Raw genomic sequence first — 15620 nt, forward strand, 5'->3', positions numbered from 1 at the left:
TCAATCTTTTTTCTGCTGCCCGTGCTCTCTTCGTTTCGACCGAAGCGCCTCGTGCATCAGCGAGGTGTGGTTATAACAAAAGGTCTCGGCAGCGTCAACGGGTTTATAGTTAGTTTTACTTAAGCCGCACAACACCCAGACCGCCTCTCAGGGAAAAGACCTGCCACAAAGCACCGGCGCCTGCGGGGCCCCTTCCCTCACCCGGCCTTCGGCCACCCTCTCCCGGCCTTCGGCCACCCTCTCCCGGCCCTCGGCCACCCTCTCCCGGAGGGCGAGGGATAAAAACAACAGAGCTGCCAAGGATGTCCTTGGCAGCTCTGGGTAAAACCGGAATGGTGACGGCAGAACAGTTATTGCGCCGCCTGCAGAGCCTGCTCGATATCTGCGATGATGTCGTTGACGTCCTCGATGCCGATGGAGAGCCTTATGAAGTCGGGGCTCACGCCGGTGGCGAGCTGCTCTTCCGCATTGAGCTGCTGATGGGTCGTCGAGGCCGGGTGGATGACAAGGCTCTTAGCGTCGCCGATGTTGGCGAGGTGCGACAGCAGCTTCACGTTGTCGATGAACTTCTTCCCTGCCTCCAGACCACCCTTGATGCCGAAGCCGATGATCGCGCCGTTACCCTTGAGGTACTTCTTGGCGTTGGCGTGGTCCTTGTGGCTTGGGAGGCCAGGATAATTGACCCAGCTAACCAGCGGGTTCTGCTCCAGCCACTCCGCCACCTTCTGGGCGTTCTCGACGTGGCGCTGCATCCTGACGTGGAGGGTCTCGAGCCCCTGGATGATCTGGAAGGAGTTGAACGGCGAGATGCAGGCGCCCAGGTCCCTCAAGAGCTCAACCCTCATCTTGATGATGTAGGAGATGTTGCCGAGTGCATCCCAGAACTTGAGGCCGTGATAGGAAGGGTCGGGCTCGGTGAACTCGGGGAACTTGCCGTTGTTCCAGGGGAAGGTGCCGCCGTCAACCACGCAGCCGCCGATGCTGGTGCCGTGGCCACTCATGAACTTGGTCAGGGAGTAGACCACGATGTCGGCGCCGTGCTTGAGCGGCTGGAAGACAAAGGGAGTAGCAGCGGTATTGTCGACGATGTAAGGGATGCCGGCGTCATGGGCGACCTTGGCGATGGCTTCGAAGTCGTCCACATTATTCTTGGGATTGCCGATGGCCTCGCTGTAGACGAGACGGGTATTCTCGTCGATGGCCTTGCGGATGTTCTCCGGGTCGGAAGAGTCGACGAACTTGACCGTAATCCCGAGCTTGGGCAGCGTGTAGTGGAAAAGGTTGTAGGTCCCGCCATAGAGGTAGCTGGTCGCGATGATGTTCTGTCCCGCACTGGCGATGTTCAAAACGGCGTAGGTCGTGGCCGCCTGACCGGAAGCTACCGCGAGGGCGGCGACGCCGCCGTCAAGCTCGGCCACCCTCTTCTCCAGCACGTCCGTAGTCGGGTTCATCAGGCGCGTGTAGATGTTGCCAAACTCTTTGAGACCGAAGAGGTTGGCTGCGTGCTCGGCGTTTTTGAACACATAGGAAGAAGTCTGATAAATGGGCACAGCACGGGAGAGAGTGGCTGGATCCACTTCCTGGCCGGCATGGAGTGCAAGAGTGTTGAATCCGAGGGATTTGTCTGACATTGGTATCTCCTGTGCTTTACATACTGTTTTGATAGAGTATAGCCTGAGCAGAGGTATACAAAACAGTATCTCATCTGTCAACAATTTTGCGCAAGAGATCTTGACTTAATCAGGAAGCCTTCCATACACCTCGGTAGCACGGGCCAGTTTCGCGGCAAGCTTGCCGCTGAAGGCGTCAGCCGGGCATCTCCAGCTCCAGTTTCCTCCCGCCACCCCGGGGATGTTCATCCTGCCTGAAGTGGGGAGTTCGAGGAGATCCTGCATCGGGATGATCGCGTAGTTCGCCACGGAGGCCAGGGCGCATTTCACCATCTGCCACACTATCTCGCTTTTCTCCCGGTCGAAGTAGGAGAGCACCCCCTTCTGCTCCTTCGGCTTCATCGACTCGAACCACCCGGCAGTGGTGTCGTTGTCATGGGTTCCGGTGTAGACGACACAGGACTTGACGTGATTGTGCGGCAGGTAGGGGTTATCGTGGCCGGAGCCGAAGGCGAATTGCAGGACCTTCATCCCGGGGAAGCCGAACTGGTCGCGCAGCGCTTCCACTTCCGGTGTGATGACACCAAGATCCTCCGCGATGATGGGGAGGTTGCCTATGGCATTGCGAAGGGCATGGAAGAGCGACTCCCCGGGTCCCTTGGTCCACCGCCCGTTGATCGCCGTCTTCTCCCAGACCGGGACCTCCCAGAACGCCTCAAAGCCTCGGAAATGGTCGATACGCACCATGTCGTAGAGGGAAAGGTCGTTGCGAAGCCTCGCAATCCACCAGCCGTACCCTTCCTGCGCCATCCGGTCCCAGTTGTAAAGGGGATTTCCCCACAACTGCCCGGTCTTGCTGAAGTAATCCGGCGGAACCCCGGCGACGACGATCGGGACTCCCTTCTCGTCCAGATAGAAGAGGTGCGGGTTCGCCCAGACATCGCTGGAATCGTAGGCTACGAAAATGGGCATGTCCCCGACGATACAGATGCCGAGGACGTTGGCGTAGTTCTTCAGCTTCCGCCACTGGCGGAAAAACTGCCATTGGATGTACTTCTGTTCTCCGATGGCCGACCCCAGCTTTTCGCTCCAGGCCGAGAGCGCCTCGGGCTCGCGCTGGGCCAGCGGATCCGGCCAATCATTCCAGCTCTGTCCGTTGAAGAGCTCCTTCAGAGCCATGAAGAGCGCGTAATCGTGCAGCCAGAAGGTGGTATCGCAGAAGTGCCAGAACTCCTCCTTCCGCTTGACGTGAGCCTCGGCAAAAAAGCGCGCAGCCGCCTCCTTGAGGAGCCCCGACTTGTAGAGTTCCGTTGCCCCGAAATCAACCCGCTCGGACGGCGCATCGTGCTTGAGGTCCTGCGGCATCAGGTCGCCCTCGTCGACGATCGCCTCCAGGTTGATCATGAGCGGATTGCCGGCAAAGGCGGAGTAGCAGGAATAAGGCGAGTTGCCGTATGCGGACGGCCCAAGCGGGAGGATCTGCCACAAAGTCTGCCCCGCCCGGTGAAGAAAATCGATGAAGTGCCTGGCCTCCTCACCGAACGAGCCGATACCGCCGGGGCCCGGAAGGGACGTTGGATGCAGGAGGATGCCGCTCTTTCTGTGTCTTGCCATGACCACCTCGCTTGCAGTGGGATTTCCGATTATTTCAGGTTCTGTCCTGTCGAGGCTTTCCACCATGTTGCCACTCCAGTCATCCTGTGAAGATCAAGCCATCGGGACGAAGCCGAATCTGTCACTCGCAGCTTCCGCGGTACTCATGGGACGGCTATTTACTCACAGGGAGCTGTCTCTGTTTGAGGAGCTATTGATTGCGGACTGTTTGAGCCATAGTGTCAGGTGCTTCAGAGAGGAAGATTGATGGATTTTAAGCAGACAGTACTATGACATAAAAAAGAAATAATGCAATAGCGTAGGACCTTTACCGGCAGGAAAATTGGTGTTATAGTCGCCAGCATGGAAACTGTCAAGACAGCAAGCTTTGAGTCACTGATCGAGTTGGCCGTTCCCGATGGGGAGGGCGGATATATCTTCACCTTGGACGGCGAGACCTACAGGATCAAGGATACCCTTGAGATTACGGGGATTGCGACCAGGAAGGGATATATCATCATCTACTAGGCAGGTCATCTACCAGGCAGGCGCCACGGCCCTCCGGCTGAAACTCGGCTTCCACTCCACTGGTTCGACCAGGGCGACCTCCGTCACGCCGCCGACAGGATCTCGTCCACCCGCGCGCCGGTAAGGGTCTCTTCCTCGAGGAGGGCTGCGGCAAGGGCGTCCAGCTTGCTGCGGTTGCCGCTGACCAGCTCCATCGACTTGCCTTCAGCACCGCGGATCAGCGCCGCGATCTCCTGATCTATCAGCCAGGCCATCTCCTCGGAAAAAGTCTTCTCCTCCGCCAGCTTCATCCCCAGGAACGGATGCTCCTCTCCCCTGGGGAAGGTCATCGCCCCTATCTTCTCGCTCATCCCCCACTGGCAGACCATCTTCTCCGCCAACTCGGTCACATGCTTAAGGTCGCTTTGGGCCCCGGAAGAGATGTCGTTAAAGACGATCTTTTCCGCAACCCTTCCCCCCAGAGCCACGCAAAGCCTGTTCACGAGGTAGGCCCGCGGGTAGTGGTAGCGGTCGTCTTCCGGGAGCTGCTGCGTCACGCCGAGCGCGCGTCCCCTGGGGAGGATGGTGACCTTGTGGACGGGGTCGGTGCTGGGAAGAAGGCGTGCCACCAGGGCATGTCCGGCCTCGTGGTAGGCGGTGATCCGTCTCTCCTCATCGGAGATCACCATGTGGCGCTCGCCTCCCATGAGGAGCTTGTCCTTGGCCCGCTCCAGGTCCTCAAGGCTCACCACCACCTTGTTGTCCCGCGCAGCCAGGATGGCCGCCTCGTTGACAAGTCCCTCCAGGTCCGCTCCGGTCATCCCCGGCGTCCCCTTGGCAATGACTGCCAGATCCACGTCCGCCGCCAGAGGGATTTTCCTGGTATGCACCTTGAGGATCTTCTCCCGGTCCCGCCAGTCGGGGCGCTCGATCACCACGTTGCGGTCGAACCGCCCGGGGCGAAGGAGCGCGGGGTCGAGCACGTCCGGCCGGTTGGTGGCCGAGATCACCACCACCTCGGTATGGGGATCGAAGCCGTCCATCTCTGAGAGAAGCTGGTTCAGGGTCTGCTCCCGCTCGTCGTGGCCGCCGCCGAAACCCGCGCCGCGGCTGCGCCCGACGGCGTCGAGCTCGTCGATGAAGATGATCGAGGGGAGAACCTTGCGGGCGCTGGCGAAGAGATCGCGCACCCGGCTGGCGCCCACGCCGACGAACATCTCGATGAAGGCGGAGGCGGAGATGGAAAAGAAGGGGACTCCGGCCTCCCCTGCCACTGCCCGGGCAAGGAGGGTCTTGCCGGTGCCTGGCGGGCCTACGAGGAGCACGCCCTTCGGGACCTTGCCCCCTATCTGCTGGAACTTCCTCGGGTCCTTAAGGTATTCCACCACCTCGCGCAGCTCCTGCTTGGCCTCTTCCATGCCGGCGACGTCGGCAAAGGTGACATCGATGCGTTCGGAGGTGTAGGCCTTGGCGCCGGAGCGGGCGAAGCCTCCCATCATGGCGCCGGGCCCCTGGGACTTCATGCCTCTGGCGATGAACCACCAGACGCCGAGGATGAGCAACCAGGGGAGGAGGTAGAGAAAGATGCTGCCGGCGGCCGAGGTCTCGGCCGGCACCGCAGTGACCTCGACCTTCTTGCTGAACAGCTCCGGGAGGAGACTGGGATCACCCATGGAGGGAAGGTTGCAGCTGAAGAGCGCGGTGTCGACCATGCCCGGTTTCTGGTCCTGGACAGGAGGGAGCTTGATGGGGGTACGGAATTCCCCCTTGGCGCTGCTTCCCCTGAGGGTAACCTTCTTCACGTTGTCGGCCGCGAGCTCGTCCCTGAAACGGCTGTAGCTGATCTCGGCACCGCGCTCCGCCGTCTGTTTCACGATGTTGCTGTAGAACAGGTCGAGCAGCAGGATGAGCAAGGCTGTCACCAGCAAAGGCTTCCAGATCGTCTGGCCCATGAGAAGGCTCCCTCGGCTTCGTCTAACTGCTGCGCACCTAGGGTATTCTAACCGAGATGGGAGCCTTTACAAGGAACGGGGCTGACGGGACGGGCGGAAACGGCAGGAAATCAACGGCTTAGGGAGCGGCAACGAGGACCGGGGGAAACGAGGGGATCGGCGGGAAAAGAGGGTCACGCCACGATACGGTAGGTCCCGAAGCCGAAGGAGGCGCCCTTGCCAAGGTGGGTGGCGAGGCCCAGTTGCAACAGGAGGTGGAAGGGCTCGACGTCACCACCGAATACCATCCGCCCCATGACTCCGCAGGGCCGCCCACCCCAAGATACGAAGCGACAGTCCGAGCTCAGGACCTCAATCGCTTCGCTGCACTGGGACAACCAGCGGTAGTCGAGCGAGGGTTCAGCCCCTTCATAATAGTAGGCGAGCGAGGAGACTCTGCGCATCAGGGCGCGGGCGAAGTGGGAAAAGGTGAAAGTTTTGAGAAGACGCCCCTCGTGCATGAGCTTGAGCGGCGTGACAAACTGCAGTGTGACCTTGTCCGGAGCGAGGGGGCCGGAACCGGTCGGGTCGAGCGCACTCAGAAGAGGGAGAGCGGGCTGATCCTCTGTCGCTACACCGGTCCTCCCCCCACCCGGGCAGTCGGCCTCGACGCGTGTGATCACCGCTCCTATCCCCCGCAGGAGAATCTCGACAGCTGCCAGATAGCGGTGGGCCTCCTGCACGGCGGTTCCGAAGAGGGTGAGGGCGCACTCGAAGTTCCTGCCCCGGTTGGGGACCGGCGGGAAGACGGGGAACTCGAAGACGAAGGGAAGGGGCGGTTTCTGGTGGCGCCTCACCGCTTCCGGATCCTTGGCCAATTGCTGGCCGAAGTTGACGGGATACGGGCAGCTCGACATGGAACGACAGCCGGTGCAGTCGGCCCGCCGGCAAGGGAGAGCCTTGCGAAAGGCGGCGTCGAAATCGCCCCGTGCAGCGAAAAGGAGGTAAGGATCGGGAAGATCGACCTTCGATTCGAAAATGAAAAATAGCTTTACGTAGTTCAGTTCCAAAGAGTCTTCCGTTCCGTGTCGTCTTTCGTAATCGCTGCCAGCCGCCCCTCTCCGTCTGTTTCCCTCACCAGTTGCTCTCCCGTAGGGAGAGAGGGAGCAGGCGGTAAAGGATGCGCAGGCACTCAGAATCACGAAAATAGATTGGCCACCCGTTTGTGGATGGCCAATCTGATGCTGCATGACTGCCGGAAACTACCCTACGCCTGCTGGATGGCGCTGAGTTTCCAGGGGTTGTTGCCGACAGGGCGGGTGAAGGTCCAGTATTCCTCGAACTTGACAGGGTCGGTCTTGCTCCCCGCCACCACGGCGCCCGTGGTATCGTCGGTGGTGTAGTCGAGGAGGTTGGCGTAGATCATGGCGGTGATGAAATCCTTGCCGCTCTCCTGCCAGGCCTCGGAGATCTCGACGCTGCGCACCGCGATGTTCTCCAGGCGGTTGACCTTCTTCTCCCGAATCAGGTTATCGATGTCGCCCTGCAGGATGCCGCGCATCTCGTCGGTCACAAGCCCCGACACCGTGGAGAGGTCGCGGTTCATCCAGGCCCCCTGGACTTTGAAGAAGATGTCCATCACGCTGTCGTTGAACCGCCGCTCGTCGAAGCCCGGGTCCATCTGCCTGACGTAGGAAAGGCCTTCCTCCACCTCTCCCCGCGCGTCCTGCTGGGGGGCGAAGCCCTGATCCTGCCGCTGGTACTCGTTCATGTTAATGACCTTCCCCGGTTCGTTGTAGGTCACCTCATTTTCCCGCTTTTTTTTTACGAAGCGGTAGATCATGTAGCCGATTCCCGCCAGCAGCAGAATCTCGAAGAGGCCAATGCCACCACCGCCGCCATAGCCGCCCCCACCGCCAAAACCGAGGGATCTGAAGAGCATGCCGCCCAGCATACCGCCGGCGAGGCTACCGAGGAAGCTCCCCCCGAAGCCGCGACCGAATCCCGGCGAGGGCTGCTGATAGGGCGGGGCCGTCGGCGTGGTTGGCCGGCTCGGCGCATACTGACGGGAAGGCATCTGTGATGGCGGTGCCACCGGCCTCGAATAGCTCCTCGCCCCTCTGCTCCCCATGGAGCGCCCTCCGCCGGCCCGTGCCTCAGCGTTCTGTTCCGCGACCAGCATCCCGGTCACCAGCAGTGCCGTCAGGATGGTCAACAACCTGAGACCTCTTTTCATATCCTGCTCCTTTGTTGTCTTTCACTAACAAACCTGCTACCCCCGACAAATGAGTACAGGGGCTACAGTTCCTTCACCTTCCGCACGACATAACTGCGCAGCCCGCTCAAGACCTCCAGCACAGACTCTTCCTGAGGAAGGGTTGCCGCCAGCTGGTCGATGATCCGGCGATCGATGATCATCCGAAGGGTACTCTGGAAATTAATATCATAAAGCCACGAAAGTTGCAGCAGTTTAAAATCATTGAGGCTTTTGATGACGGATAGCTGCACCATCTTTCCCGCGCGTACCTGAGCCAGGGCTTCAGGAGAGATCTGCGGGAGGTCGGGAAAGCCTAGCCCCACGGCGGAGGCCCGCTCAGAGTCGGGTGCATGGAAGAAATCGATGAAGACTCGCCAGATGTCTACCTTGTCGGCGTCCCGCACGATCTTCAAGAGATCCTCGGCCTCCGGTGCGAGCCCGGAGGGGATCTGGTAGACGTTGTGCAGCCTCACGGCAGTGATGACATTATCTCGTTCCGAGGTGGAGAGGAAATCGAGCAGAGAGCTCTTTTTGAGGATGTCCGCGGAGAGGCAGGCGTGGTTCAGGGAATCGCTGTCTTTGAAGGTGCCGTACTCGTGGAACTGGGGGAAGCGCCCGAGGTCGTGGCAGAGGGCCGTGACCTCAGCGAGGAGCAGGCGCCGCGGAGATCCACCCATGGCGATCACTCGAGCCGCTTCGCACACCTTCCGGGTGTGGATTTCTTTAAGGTCGTAATTGCGCTGCACCTCCGCATCATCGCTGCGGAAGGAAGCGCAGAAAGATCCGAACCACTGCTCCAGCGGCACCAGTAGGGATGAAGATTCGGCGTCAGCCATCGCGTCTCTTCTTGATCATGTACTCGGCGAATTCCGCCAGCACCTTCGATTCGTCCCCTCCCTGATAGGAGATGATGCTGCGGAGATGCGCAAAGGAGTCCGCATCCATCTTGTCGAAGGCGCATCCCATCCCCTCCGGCATGAGCCGGGCGACGCTGCCGCTTACATTGATCACGATGGGATCATCGGCGGCGGAGAGGTAAATGGTTATCTCCACGGGGGTTCCGATGGGGAGCACCTCGGGAGTCTCAAGGTAAAGACCGTGCAGGCTCAGGTCCTTCACCTCCCCCTTTAGCGCAACGCCCTCCCCCTGTAGCAATGCAGAGACCCGGAAATCTACCCGGGAAAAACTTCTCCTGTCTGGCATCTTCTCCCCCTTGGGCTGCCGGATAAAAAAGGGGGCAAAGAGCCCCCTTTCATCTACCTCAGTTGCAGAAGGTATTAATCCTCGAAGTTGCCCGCAGGCCCCTTGTCCCTGGAAAGACCCTGTGCCTGCTTCGAGAGCTTGTCCTTGGTCCAGTCGGCGGGGTTCTCGACCCTCTTCCCTTTGGGGGGGAGGTCGTAGGAACCGGCCTTGACCAGGGCCGCGATGGCCAGCGGCGCGGTGTCAGCAGAATTGAAGACCTCGGTGATCAGGGTGTAGGCGAAATCCTCGACCCTCTTGGCCATACGCTCGCGAACCTCCTTGGGCTGGGCCAGGAGCTTGTTCTCGAACGGGAGGTTGAGGTTCTTGTAGTCACCCTTCTTCCACCCCTTTGACTCGGCCAAGGCCACCATCTCGGCCCAGAGCTCCTCGGTCATGCCTTCACCCTGAACCTTGATGAAGTTACCGTTGGAGTCGAGCTTGGCGTTGCCGTACTCGTTGACCTCGAGGCCCCAGGAGACGAACTGCAGCGCGGTGGCCACGTTGGCCTTGGTGGTGCGGGTCTTCTGGGCGATCTGGCGCAGCCTGTCGTAGCTGTTGCCGGAGGTGCCGTGCTGGGCGCCGTTCACGCCGTAGGGCTTGATGGCCTCGTGGATCTCCGCGGTCAGGTCGACCTGGATGCCGGCGTCACTGGCCTCGATCCCGTGGGTGGTGCCGTTGTTGAGGGCGATCCAGTCAGGGAAGATGTCGTGGGCGTTGAGGCCCCTGATCAGGAAGAGGGCTTCGGGCACGGTGGAGAGACCTTCCTTGCCCTTGATCTCGCCGACCTCGGTCTCGAGACCGGCCCAGCCGGGGATGTAGCTGTTGAGCTCCAGGTTGGCGAGGAGATTCTCCTCGTCCGGGAGGTGGGAAGCGTCGATGGCTATGGAGGTGATGCCGGCGTCGAACATGCTGGGGATTTCGATCTTTGCGGAAGCTATGTCGCCTGCGCCCTTGATGCCGTAGTGGTCGGCGTGGATGGCAACCGGGATGGTGATACCGAGCTCGTTGCAGACGGCATCGACCTGGCGGGCGATGTTCCAGTAGTTGACCGGGCAGTAGGCCTTCTGGCCCCCTTCCGACTTGGCTATTTCGATGATGACGGCAGCGTTGGCCCTCTGGGCGGCGGCGAGCACCCCGCGGATCACGAAGTGGTTCCTGCCGTTGGCGGCCAGGGCCAGGGCATGTCCCTTGGCGTTCATGGCGCGGTCAATGACCTTGCCGCTGACCAGCAGCGCCTTGGAATTCGGGAAAAGCCGCGCCACGTTGGGGGGGCGGCCTATCTCAAGTGCTTTGGTGAACTCTGAAGTTGTTGCCGGCATATCTCCTCCTTTGTTCATGGAATAGCTGCATTGCATCACAAAATGACATCTTATAGCATTCTAATAATTTAAAGGCAAGGAACTTCATTTGCTGCCGATGGAAAACTCTGACGCCCCTCTCCCGGAGAACCGGCCGCTTCCCAGATACTCCCCGCGCCAGTAGGCAGCGGCCTCGCCGGGAGGGAGTGCAGCTTCGATGGGGGTAAAGGTGAAGGACAGGGGTCTTTGATCGCTGCGGCCGCCGCTTTTCAGTGTCAAGGGGTGGCGCGACAACAGAGGGTAGTCACCGCGAACGGGCTGGCCCGTCGTTCCCTCGGCGACAGTGCCGTGGGAAACGAGGTAAAGCACCCCTTTCTCCGGGGTCGACAGCTTCGCATGCAGCAGCAGTTCGCCACTGGCATCACCCGACCAGCGCAGGTCGTAGCTAGGTGTCCAGCGCTCGGAGCTGACTAGATAGGAGATGGTCGCCTTGGCTCCGGAGATCCAGATCCTTGCTACCGCCGTCCCCTTTTTGGCCGAGGCGAGCTTGCGGTCGAGAGCCTCGATCTCCTTTTCGCACTTGCGCTGGCTGCGGTAGACCGAATCAAGCTGGGAGAGTGCGAATCCCGTCCCCTGCTGCAGTGACTCCAGGGCATCGGGATTGGCCCTGGTTTTTCTGGGACTCTTACCGCTTTGCGACTTCACCGCCGCGGCGAAGATCTCCTCGCGCTTGGACAGATCCTGCAACCGCTCCTGGAGGCGCCCCTTTTTCTCCTCCAGGGTGGCGATCTCCTTGGCCCGACGGCGATCCCGCTCCGCCGGGAGGAGTTCCACCCTGAGGACTCTCCCCTCCCCCTTCGGCTTCACCCGCAGAGACCCGGGCACCATAGAGTCCGGCAGGGGATACGCCAGGTATCCCTTCACCGCCAAGGCTTCCTGCTCAACCCTGGCGCCGTCCAGGAAAAGGGTCACCGTCTTCTGGCCGGCCTCAGCAGAGGAGGCGAAAAGAAGAAACAGCGAGGCACAAAGTAGCGGGATCAGGCGCATCTGGCACCTCCCGGGATCGGGTTGTGATGAAAAGACAAGTCACAAATTTACAGCGTCCCGGTGCTTTTGCAAGCGCCCCGCTTATCCGCTACTTCTCGACGTCGAGAAGCTCGACCTCGAAGATCAGCGTGGCGTTCGGTGGGATGTCCCCGCCCGCACCGGCGGCACCGTAGCCGAGCTGCGGCGGAACGAAGAGCTTCCTCTTGCCGCCGACCTTCATGGACATGACCCCTTCATCCCAACCGGGGATGACCTCGCCGGCGCCGATCCTGAAGACGAAAGGCTGGCCGCGGTCCACCGAGCTGTCGAACTTGGTGCCATTCACCAGCCAGCCGGTGTAGTGCACGGAGACCCTCTTGCCTGAGGTAGGCGAGGCGCCGGCCCCCTGGACGAGATCGGTATAGGAGAGCCCCGACGAGGTCTTCACCGCCCCCGAGGGGACCGACGATTCGGCAGCCTTGTCAGGAGCAGCGGTGACATCCTTCTGGGAGCAGGCCGGGATAGAAACCGCCGCCATCAGCAGCAGCAAGACTATGAACTTCTCAACGTTGCGCATCAACAACATCCTCCATCAGCTTTTTCGTTTCTACTTCTCTACTGCTAATCCAGCATGTGGACGAAGAGACCACTTCTGAGCTTGGGCTCGAACCAGGTCGATTTCGGGGGCATGATCTTGTCGAGGTCCGCCAGGGCCATCAGTTCCTCGATCGAGGTCGGAAAGAGCGAAAACGCTACCTGGTATTCCCCCGAGTTCACCACCCGCTCCAGTTCCTGGACGCCGCGGATGCCGCCTACGAAGTGGATCCGCTGGTCGGTGCGCGGGTTTCGCACCCCGAGCACCGGGCTCAGGAGGTTGTCCTGGAGAATGGAGACATCCATCGAGGCCACGGCATCTTCCTCGTTGAAGGTATCCTCCTTGGGAGCGAGCTCGTACCACTTTCCCGACAGGTACATGCCGAACTGGTGGCGCTGGGACGGGCTGAGCGGTCCGGTGATGGGGCTGACGTCGAAACGCTCGGCGACCCGCGCCATGAATTCGGCAATGCTCCTGCCGTTCAGGTCCTTCACCACCCGGTTGTAGGGCATGATGGTCATCTCGTTGTCCGGGAAGATCACGGTGAGGAAGAAGTTGTATTCCTCGCTGCCGTCGTGGTTGGGGTTGGCGCTCTTCCTGAGGTCGCGCACCCGGCTGGCGGCGGCGCTGCGGTGATGGCCGTCGGCGACATAGAGGGTGGGAATGGCAGCAAAACGGCTGGTAAGCGAATCCATCAGGGCTCTGTCGGTAATGGACCAGAGGGTGTGGGAGACGCCATCCCCGGTGGTGAAGTCGTACAGCGGCGCCTGCTTGGTCACCTTCTCTATCTCGGCGCTTATGGCGGGGTCGTTGCGATAGGTGTAGAAGACCGGCTCGTCGTTGGCGTTGAGGGCATCGATGTGCCGGACCCGGTCCTCCTCCTTGTCCGCCCTGGTCAGCTCGTGCTTCTTGATGGCCCCGCTCTGGTAGTCGTCGACCCCGGCGCAGACCACCAGCCCCGTCTGGGTCATCCCCCCCATCTTCTGGCGGTAGACGTAGTAACGATCCGCCTCGTCCTGAAGCAGCACGCCCTCCGCCAGGAAAGAGGCCAGGTTCTCGCGCCCCTTCTCATAGACCTCGTCCGAGTGTACATCAATATCCCCCGGCAAGTCTATCTCCGGCCGTGAGACATGTAAGAAACTGAAATCGTTGCCGGCGGCCATCGCGATGGCTTCTTCCGTGCTCATTACGTCATAGGGGAGAGCGGCAACCTTCTCCGCCAGCTCCTTAGCGGGGCGCACCCCTTTGAAAGGTTTTATGAATGCCATCATTGCTCCTGTAGCGTTTTTACATTATCCGTGGTGGAGCCTCCCTTACCTGCCGAGGCTCCTGCCGGCCATTTATTAATGCCCAGCCTATCGGTTCTTACATGTTTAATTGGCCGATGTCAACCTCGGCATTTTATCGGCCGCTACCTTGTCTAGCTCTGTAGGCGCGCCATCCCCGGCGCGAACCTCCGAAGAGGAAGCGGCCATCCCCTGGCAGATCCCCTGGCGGGACGGCAGACGCGGGAAGGATGCTCCTCCCACGGGTACTCACCGTCTCGAGGCTAGAAATACCTCTTGGCCCCGATAAACCTTTTGACGAAGTAGGCGTCGTCGAGGGTGGAAATCTTGATGTCGTCGCCCCTGCGGGGGGCATGAACGAAGCGGCCGTTGCCGACGAAGATGCCGACGTGGCTGATCTCTTCGGGGGACCCCCCGAAGAAAACCAGGTCGCCGTCCTTCAACTCTTCCCTGCCGATCACATCCCCTACCTTGAACTGTTCGCGTGAGGTGCGGGGGATGTTGACGCCGCAGAGGTTGTAGACAGCGCGGACGAACCCGCTGCAGTCCATGCCGTCGACCACGGTGTCGCCGCCCCAACGATAGGGAATGCCCACGAAACGCTCGGCGGTCCTGGCGGCGATGGCTCCCATATCGCTCTTGTCGCGCCGGGATGGCTGAGGTTCCTGCTTCCTGGCTTTGGGGGGCTTGGTCAGCGAAGTCGCAGGGGCCTTTTCCAGGAAGGTTTCCCGTACGGCGGCGACCTCGGGCTGCGGGGTGGCAATGAAATACGAAGTGATGACGCGGTCCTTCACCAGTTTCTGGGCCGTTTTCTGGGCTAGTTCGCGGCGTGGGAAGTCGCCGAAACGCACGGCATAGATACCGTTTTCCCTCTTGAAGTAGAAGGCCTCGATCCCCTGGTCCTGCAGCCTCCTGGTCAGGCGCTCGGCGTTCTTCACCTCGGAAAAGGCGCCCACCTGGATGGCGAACCCCACGCTCTTGAGGCCTGCGCGCTGGGCGGCACAACCTGTGGCTGCGGCTACAACCAGCAGCAGACCAATCGTAAAAATCTTAATCTTCTTTACCATCAACAGCATCCTCTAAGCGCAAAGCCACTCCGGTTGAAGGGTCCCGCCCCGCCACAGGGTTTGATTCACCATTCACCATTCACGCCTTCATATATCCTTGGTTTCCCTGCGTACCCCCATCAAGTAGGGGACCACGAAATCTTCCAGCGCGCCATCGAGCACGGCATCGGGGTTGCCGCTTTCGACGCCGGTCCTCAAGTCCTTCACCATCTTATAGGGATGCAGCACGTAGGAGCGGATCTGGCTTCCCCACCCTATCTCCTTCTTTTCGCCCGCAATGTCGGCAGCTTTAGCTTCCCGTTCCCTGAGTTCCATCTCGTAGAGTTTGGAACGGAGCACCTTCATCGCCGTCGCCTTGTTCATGTGCTGGCTGCGCTCGCTCTGGCAGGCCACCACGATGCCGGTGGGGAGGTGGGTGATGCGGATGGCCGAGTCGGTGGTGTTGACGTGCTGGCCACCCGCGCCGCTGGAGCGGTAGGTGTCGACCCTGAGATCGCTCTCGGAGATCTTCACGTCGATGTCGTCCTCCTCGATCACGGGGAAGACGAAGACCGAGGCGAACGAGGTATGGCGACGGGCGTTGCTGTCGAAAGGAGAAATACGGACCAGCCGGTGTATCCCCGCTTCCGCCTTCAGGTAACCGTAGGCGAACTCGCCGGTGGCGCAGAAGGTGACTCCCTTGACACCTGCTTCCTCACCCGCCTGATAGTCGGTGATCTCGGTCTTCCACCCCTTCTTCTCACAGTAGCGGAGATACATCCTGAGGAGCATCTCCGCCCAGTCCTGCGACTCGGTGCCGCCGGCCCCGGCGTTGATGGAGACGAAGGCCCCGGAGGTGTCGTGCGGGCCGGAGAGCATGCGGCGGAATTCCACCCGGGTCACCCCCTCCTCCAGCTCCGCGTTCATGGCCGAGACCTCGGATAGGACCCCCTCGTCTTCCTCCTCGCTGCCAAGTTCGATCAGCTCGCGGATGTCCTGGGCCTGCGTGTCCAGGCTCTCCCAGGAGGTGACATCCTTCTCCATGGCCATCCGCTCTTTGAGTACCTTCTGGGCCTTTTCGGCGTCGTTCCAGAAGTCGGGATGGTTGGTCTGCTCATCGAGCTCCTGCATCCGCTCCTTCTTGTCAGCTACGTCAAAGAGACCCCCGGAGCTTGTTGATCCGCTCTGCGAGCCCTTCGACCTTGGCTATCTCTTCTCTGAACATCTGT

Annotated in this window: 14 protein-coding genes; 1 reads left to right on the forward strand and 13 read right to left on the reverse strand. The window is 60.7% G+C overall.

The window, feature by feature from the left end; translation table 11 throughout:
* Positions 1 to 350: 350 nt before the first annotated feature.
* A complete protein-coding gene (locus tag AC11W3_RS02190; RefSeq protein ID WP_484089756.1) occupies positions 351 to 1631 on the reverse strand; it encodes an O-acetylhomoserine aminocarboxypropyltransferase/cysteine synthase family protein in 1281 nt (426 codons plus the stop codon).
* A gap of 105 nt (positions 1632 to 1736) precedes the next feature.
* Positions 1737 to 3224 (reverse strand): 4-alpha-glucanotransferase, encoded by a 1488-nt coding sequence (gene malQ, locus AC11W3_RS02195; protein WP_484089755.1) that lies wholly within the window; start codon positions 3222 to 3224, stop codon positions 1737 to 1739.
* Positions 3225 to 3566: 342 nt separating this feature from the next.
* Between malQ and AC11W3_RS02200 the strand changes: the two genes are divergently transcribed.
* Positions 3567 to 3731 (forward strand): hypothetical protein, encoded by a 165-nt coding sequence (locus tag AC11W3_RS02200; RefSeq protein WP_484089754.1) that lies wholly within the window; start codon positions 3567 to 3569, stop codon positions 3729 to 3731.
* A gap of 83 nt (positions 3732 to 3814) precedes the next feature.
* Here the strand turns inward: AC11W3_RS02200 and ftsH are convergent, their stop codons facing one another.
* From ftsH to prfB, 11 genes are all read right to left on the reverse strand, one after another.
* Positions 3815 to 5662: an ATP-dependent zinc metalloprotease FtsH gene (ftsH, locus tag AC11W3_RS02205; RefSeq protein WP_484089753.1), complete on the reverse strand. Its 1848-nt coding sequence runs from the start codon at positions 5660 to 5662 to the stop codon at positions 3815 to 3817.
* Positions 5663 to 5835: 173 nt separating this feature from the next.
* On the reverse strand, positions 5836 to 6711 hold the full coding sequence (gene cas6, locus AC11W3_RS02210; protein WP_484089752.1) for a CRISPR system precrRNA processing endoribonuclease RAMP protein Cas6: 876 nt from the start codon (positions 6709 to 6711) through the stop codon (positions 5836 to 5838).
* A gap of 197 nt (positions 6712 to 6908) precedes the next feature.
* Positions 6909 to 7877, reverse strand: coding sequence for a Tim44 domain-containing protein (locus tag AC11W3_RS02215; RefSeq protein ID WP_484089751.1), 969 nt, complete (start codon positions 7875 to 7877; stop codon positions 6909 to 6911).
* 62 nt (positions 7878 to 7939) lie between these two features.
* Positions 7940 to 8734: an HD domain-containing protein gene (locus AC11W3_RS02220; RefSeq protein WP_484089750.1), complete on the reverse strand. Its 795-nt coding sequence runs from the start codon at positions 8732 to 8734 to the stop codon at positions 7940 to 7942.
* A complete protein-coding gene (locus tag AC11W3_RS02225; RefSeq protein WP_484089749.1) occupies positions 8727 to 9101 on the reverse strand; it encodes a PilZ domain-containing protein in 375 nt (124 codons plus the stop codon). The genes AC11W3_RS02220 and AC11W3_RS02225 overlap by 8 nt, the downstream gene beginning before the upstream one ends.
* A gap of 74 nt (positions 9102 to 9175) precedes the next feature.
* On the reverse strand, positions 9176 to 10459 hold the full coding sequence (locus AC11W3_RS02230) for a class II fructose-bisphosphate aldolase (protein WP_484089748.1): 1284 nt from the start codon (positions 10457 to 10459) through the stop codon (positions 9176 to 9178).
* An 84-nt stretch (positions 10460 to 10543) separates the two neighbouring features.
* Complete coding sequence (locus tag AC11W3_RS02235; protein WP_484089747.1) at positions 10544 to 11485, reverse strand: DUF4140 domain-containing protein; 942 nt, start codon at positions 11483 to 11485, stop codon at positions 10544 to 10546.
* Positions 11486 to 11573: 88 nt separating this feature from the next.
* On the reverse strand, positions 11574 to 12041 hold the full coding sequence (locus AC11W3_RS02240; RefSeq protein WP_484089746.1) for an FKBP-type peptidyl-prolyl cis-trans isomerase: 468 nt from the start codon (positions 12039 to 12041) through the stop codon (positions 11574 to 11576).
* A gap of 44 nt (positions 12042 to 12085) precedes the next feature.
* Positions 12086 to 13327 carry a DUF1015 domain-containing protein gene (locus AC11W3_RS02245; protein WP_484089745.1) on the reverse strand — a complete coding sequence of 414 codons (1242 nt, stop codon included), beginning with the start codon at positions 13325 to 13327 and terminating at the stop codon, positions 12086 to 12088.
* Between the two features lie 281 nt (positions 13328 to 13608).
* Positions 13609 to 14412, reverse strand: a complete 804-nt coding sequence (locus AC11W3_RS02250; protein ID WP_484089744.1) for a C40 family peptidase — start codon at positions 14410 to 14412, stop codon at positions 13609 to 13611.
* An 87-nt stretch (positions 14413 to 14499) separates the two neighbouring features.
* A protein-coding gene (gene prfB, locus AC11W3_RS02255; protein WP_484089743.1) for a peptide chain release factor 2 occupies positions 14500 to 15616 on the reverse strand; the annotation gives its coding sequence in 2 pieces (ribosomal slippage) (positions 14500 to 15546 and positions 15548 to 15616; 1116 coding nt in all).
* Positions 15617 to 15620: the final 4 nt, after the last annotated feature.

It is taken from the genome of Geomonas sp. (assembly GCF_056994735.1).

Excerpts from the sequence above, each read along its gene's own strand:
- AC11W3_RS02230 (WP_484089748.1), bottom strand. The coding sequence starts at position 10,459 with ATGCCGGCAACAACTTCAGAGTTCACCAAAGCACTTGAGATAGGCCGC.
- malQ (WP_484089755.1), bottom strand. The coding sequence starts at position 3,224 with ATGGCAAGACACAGAAAGAGCGGCATCCTCCTGCATCCAACGTCCCTT.
- AC11W3_RS02240 (WP_484089746.1), bottom strand. The coding sequence starts at position 12,041 with ATGCGCAACGTTGAGAAGTTCATAGTCTTGCTGCTGCTGATGGCGGCG.
- AC11W3_RS02220 (WP_484089750.1), bottom strand. The coding sequence starts at position 8,734 with ATGGCTGACGCCGAATCTTCATCCCTACTGGTGCCGCTGGAGCAGTGG.
- AC11W3_RS02250 (WP_484089744.1), bottom strand. The coding sequence starts at position 14,412 with ATGGTAAAGAAGATTAAGATTTTTACGATTGGTCTGCTGCTGGTTGTA.
- AC11W3_RS02235 (WP_484089747.1), bottom strand. The coding sequence starts at position 11,485 with ATGCGCCTGATCCCGCTACTTTGTGCCTCGCTGTTTCTTCTTTTCGCC.
- AC11W3_RS02215 (WP_484089751.1), bottom strand. The coding sequence starts at position 7,877 with ATGAAAAGAGGTCTCAGGTTGTTGACCATCCTGACGGCACTGCTGGTG.
- AC11W3_RS02225 (WP_484089749.1), bottom strand. The coding sequence starts at position 9,101 with ATGCCAGACAGGAGAAGTTTTTCCCGGGTAGATTTCCGGGTCTCTGCA.
- AC11W3_RS02200 (WP_484089754.1), top strand. The coding sequence starts at position 3,567 with ATGGAAACTGTCAAGACAGCAAGCTTTGAGTCACTGATCGAGTTGGCC.
- ftsH (WP_484089753.1), bottom strand. The coding sequence starts at position 5,662 with ATGGGCCAGACGATCTGGAAGCCTTTGCTGGTGACAGCCTTGCTCATC.
- AC11W3_RS02190 (WP_484089756.1), bottom strand. The coding sequence starts at position 1,631 with ATGTCAGACAAATCCCTCGGATTCAACACTCTTGCACTCCATGCCGGC.
- AC11W3_RS02245 (WP_484089745.1), bottom strand. The coding sequence starts at position 13,327 with ATGGCATTCATAAAACCTTTCAAAGGGGTGCGCCCCGCTAAGGAGCTG.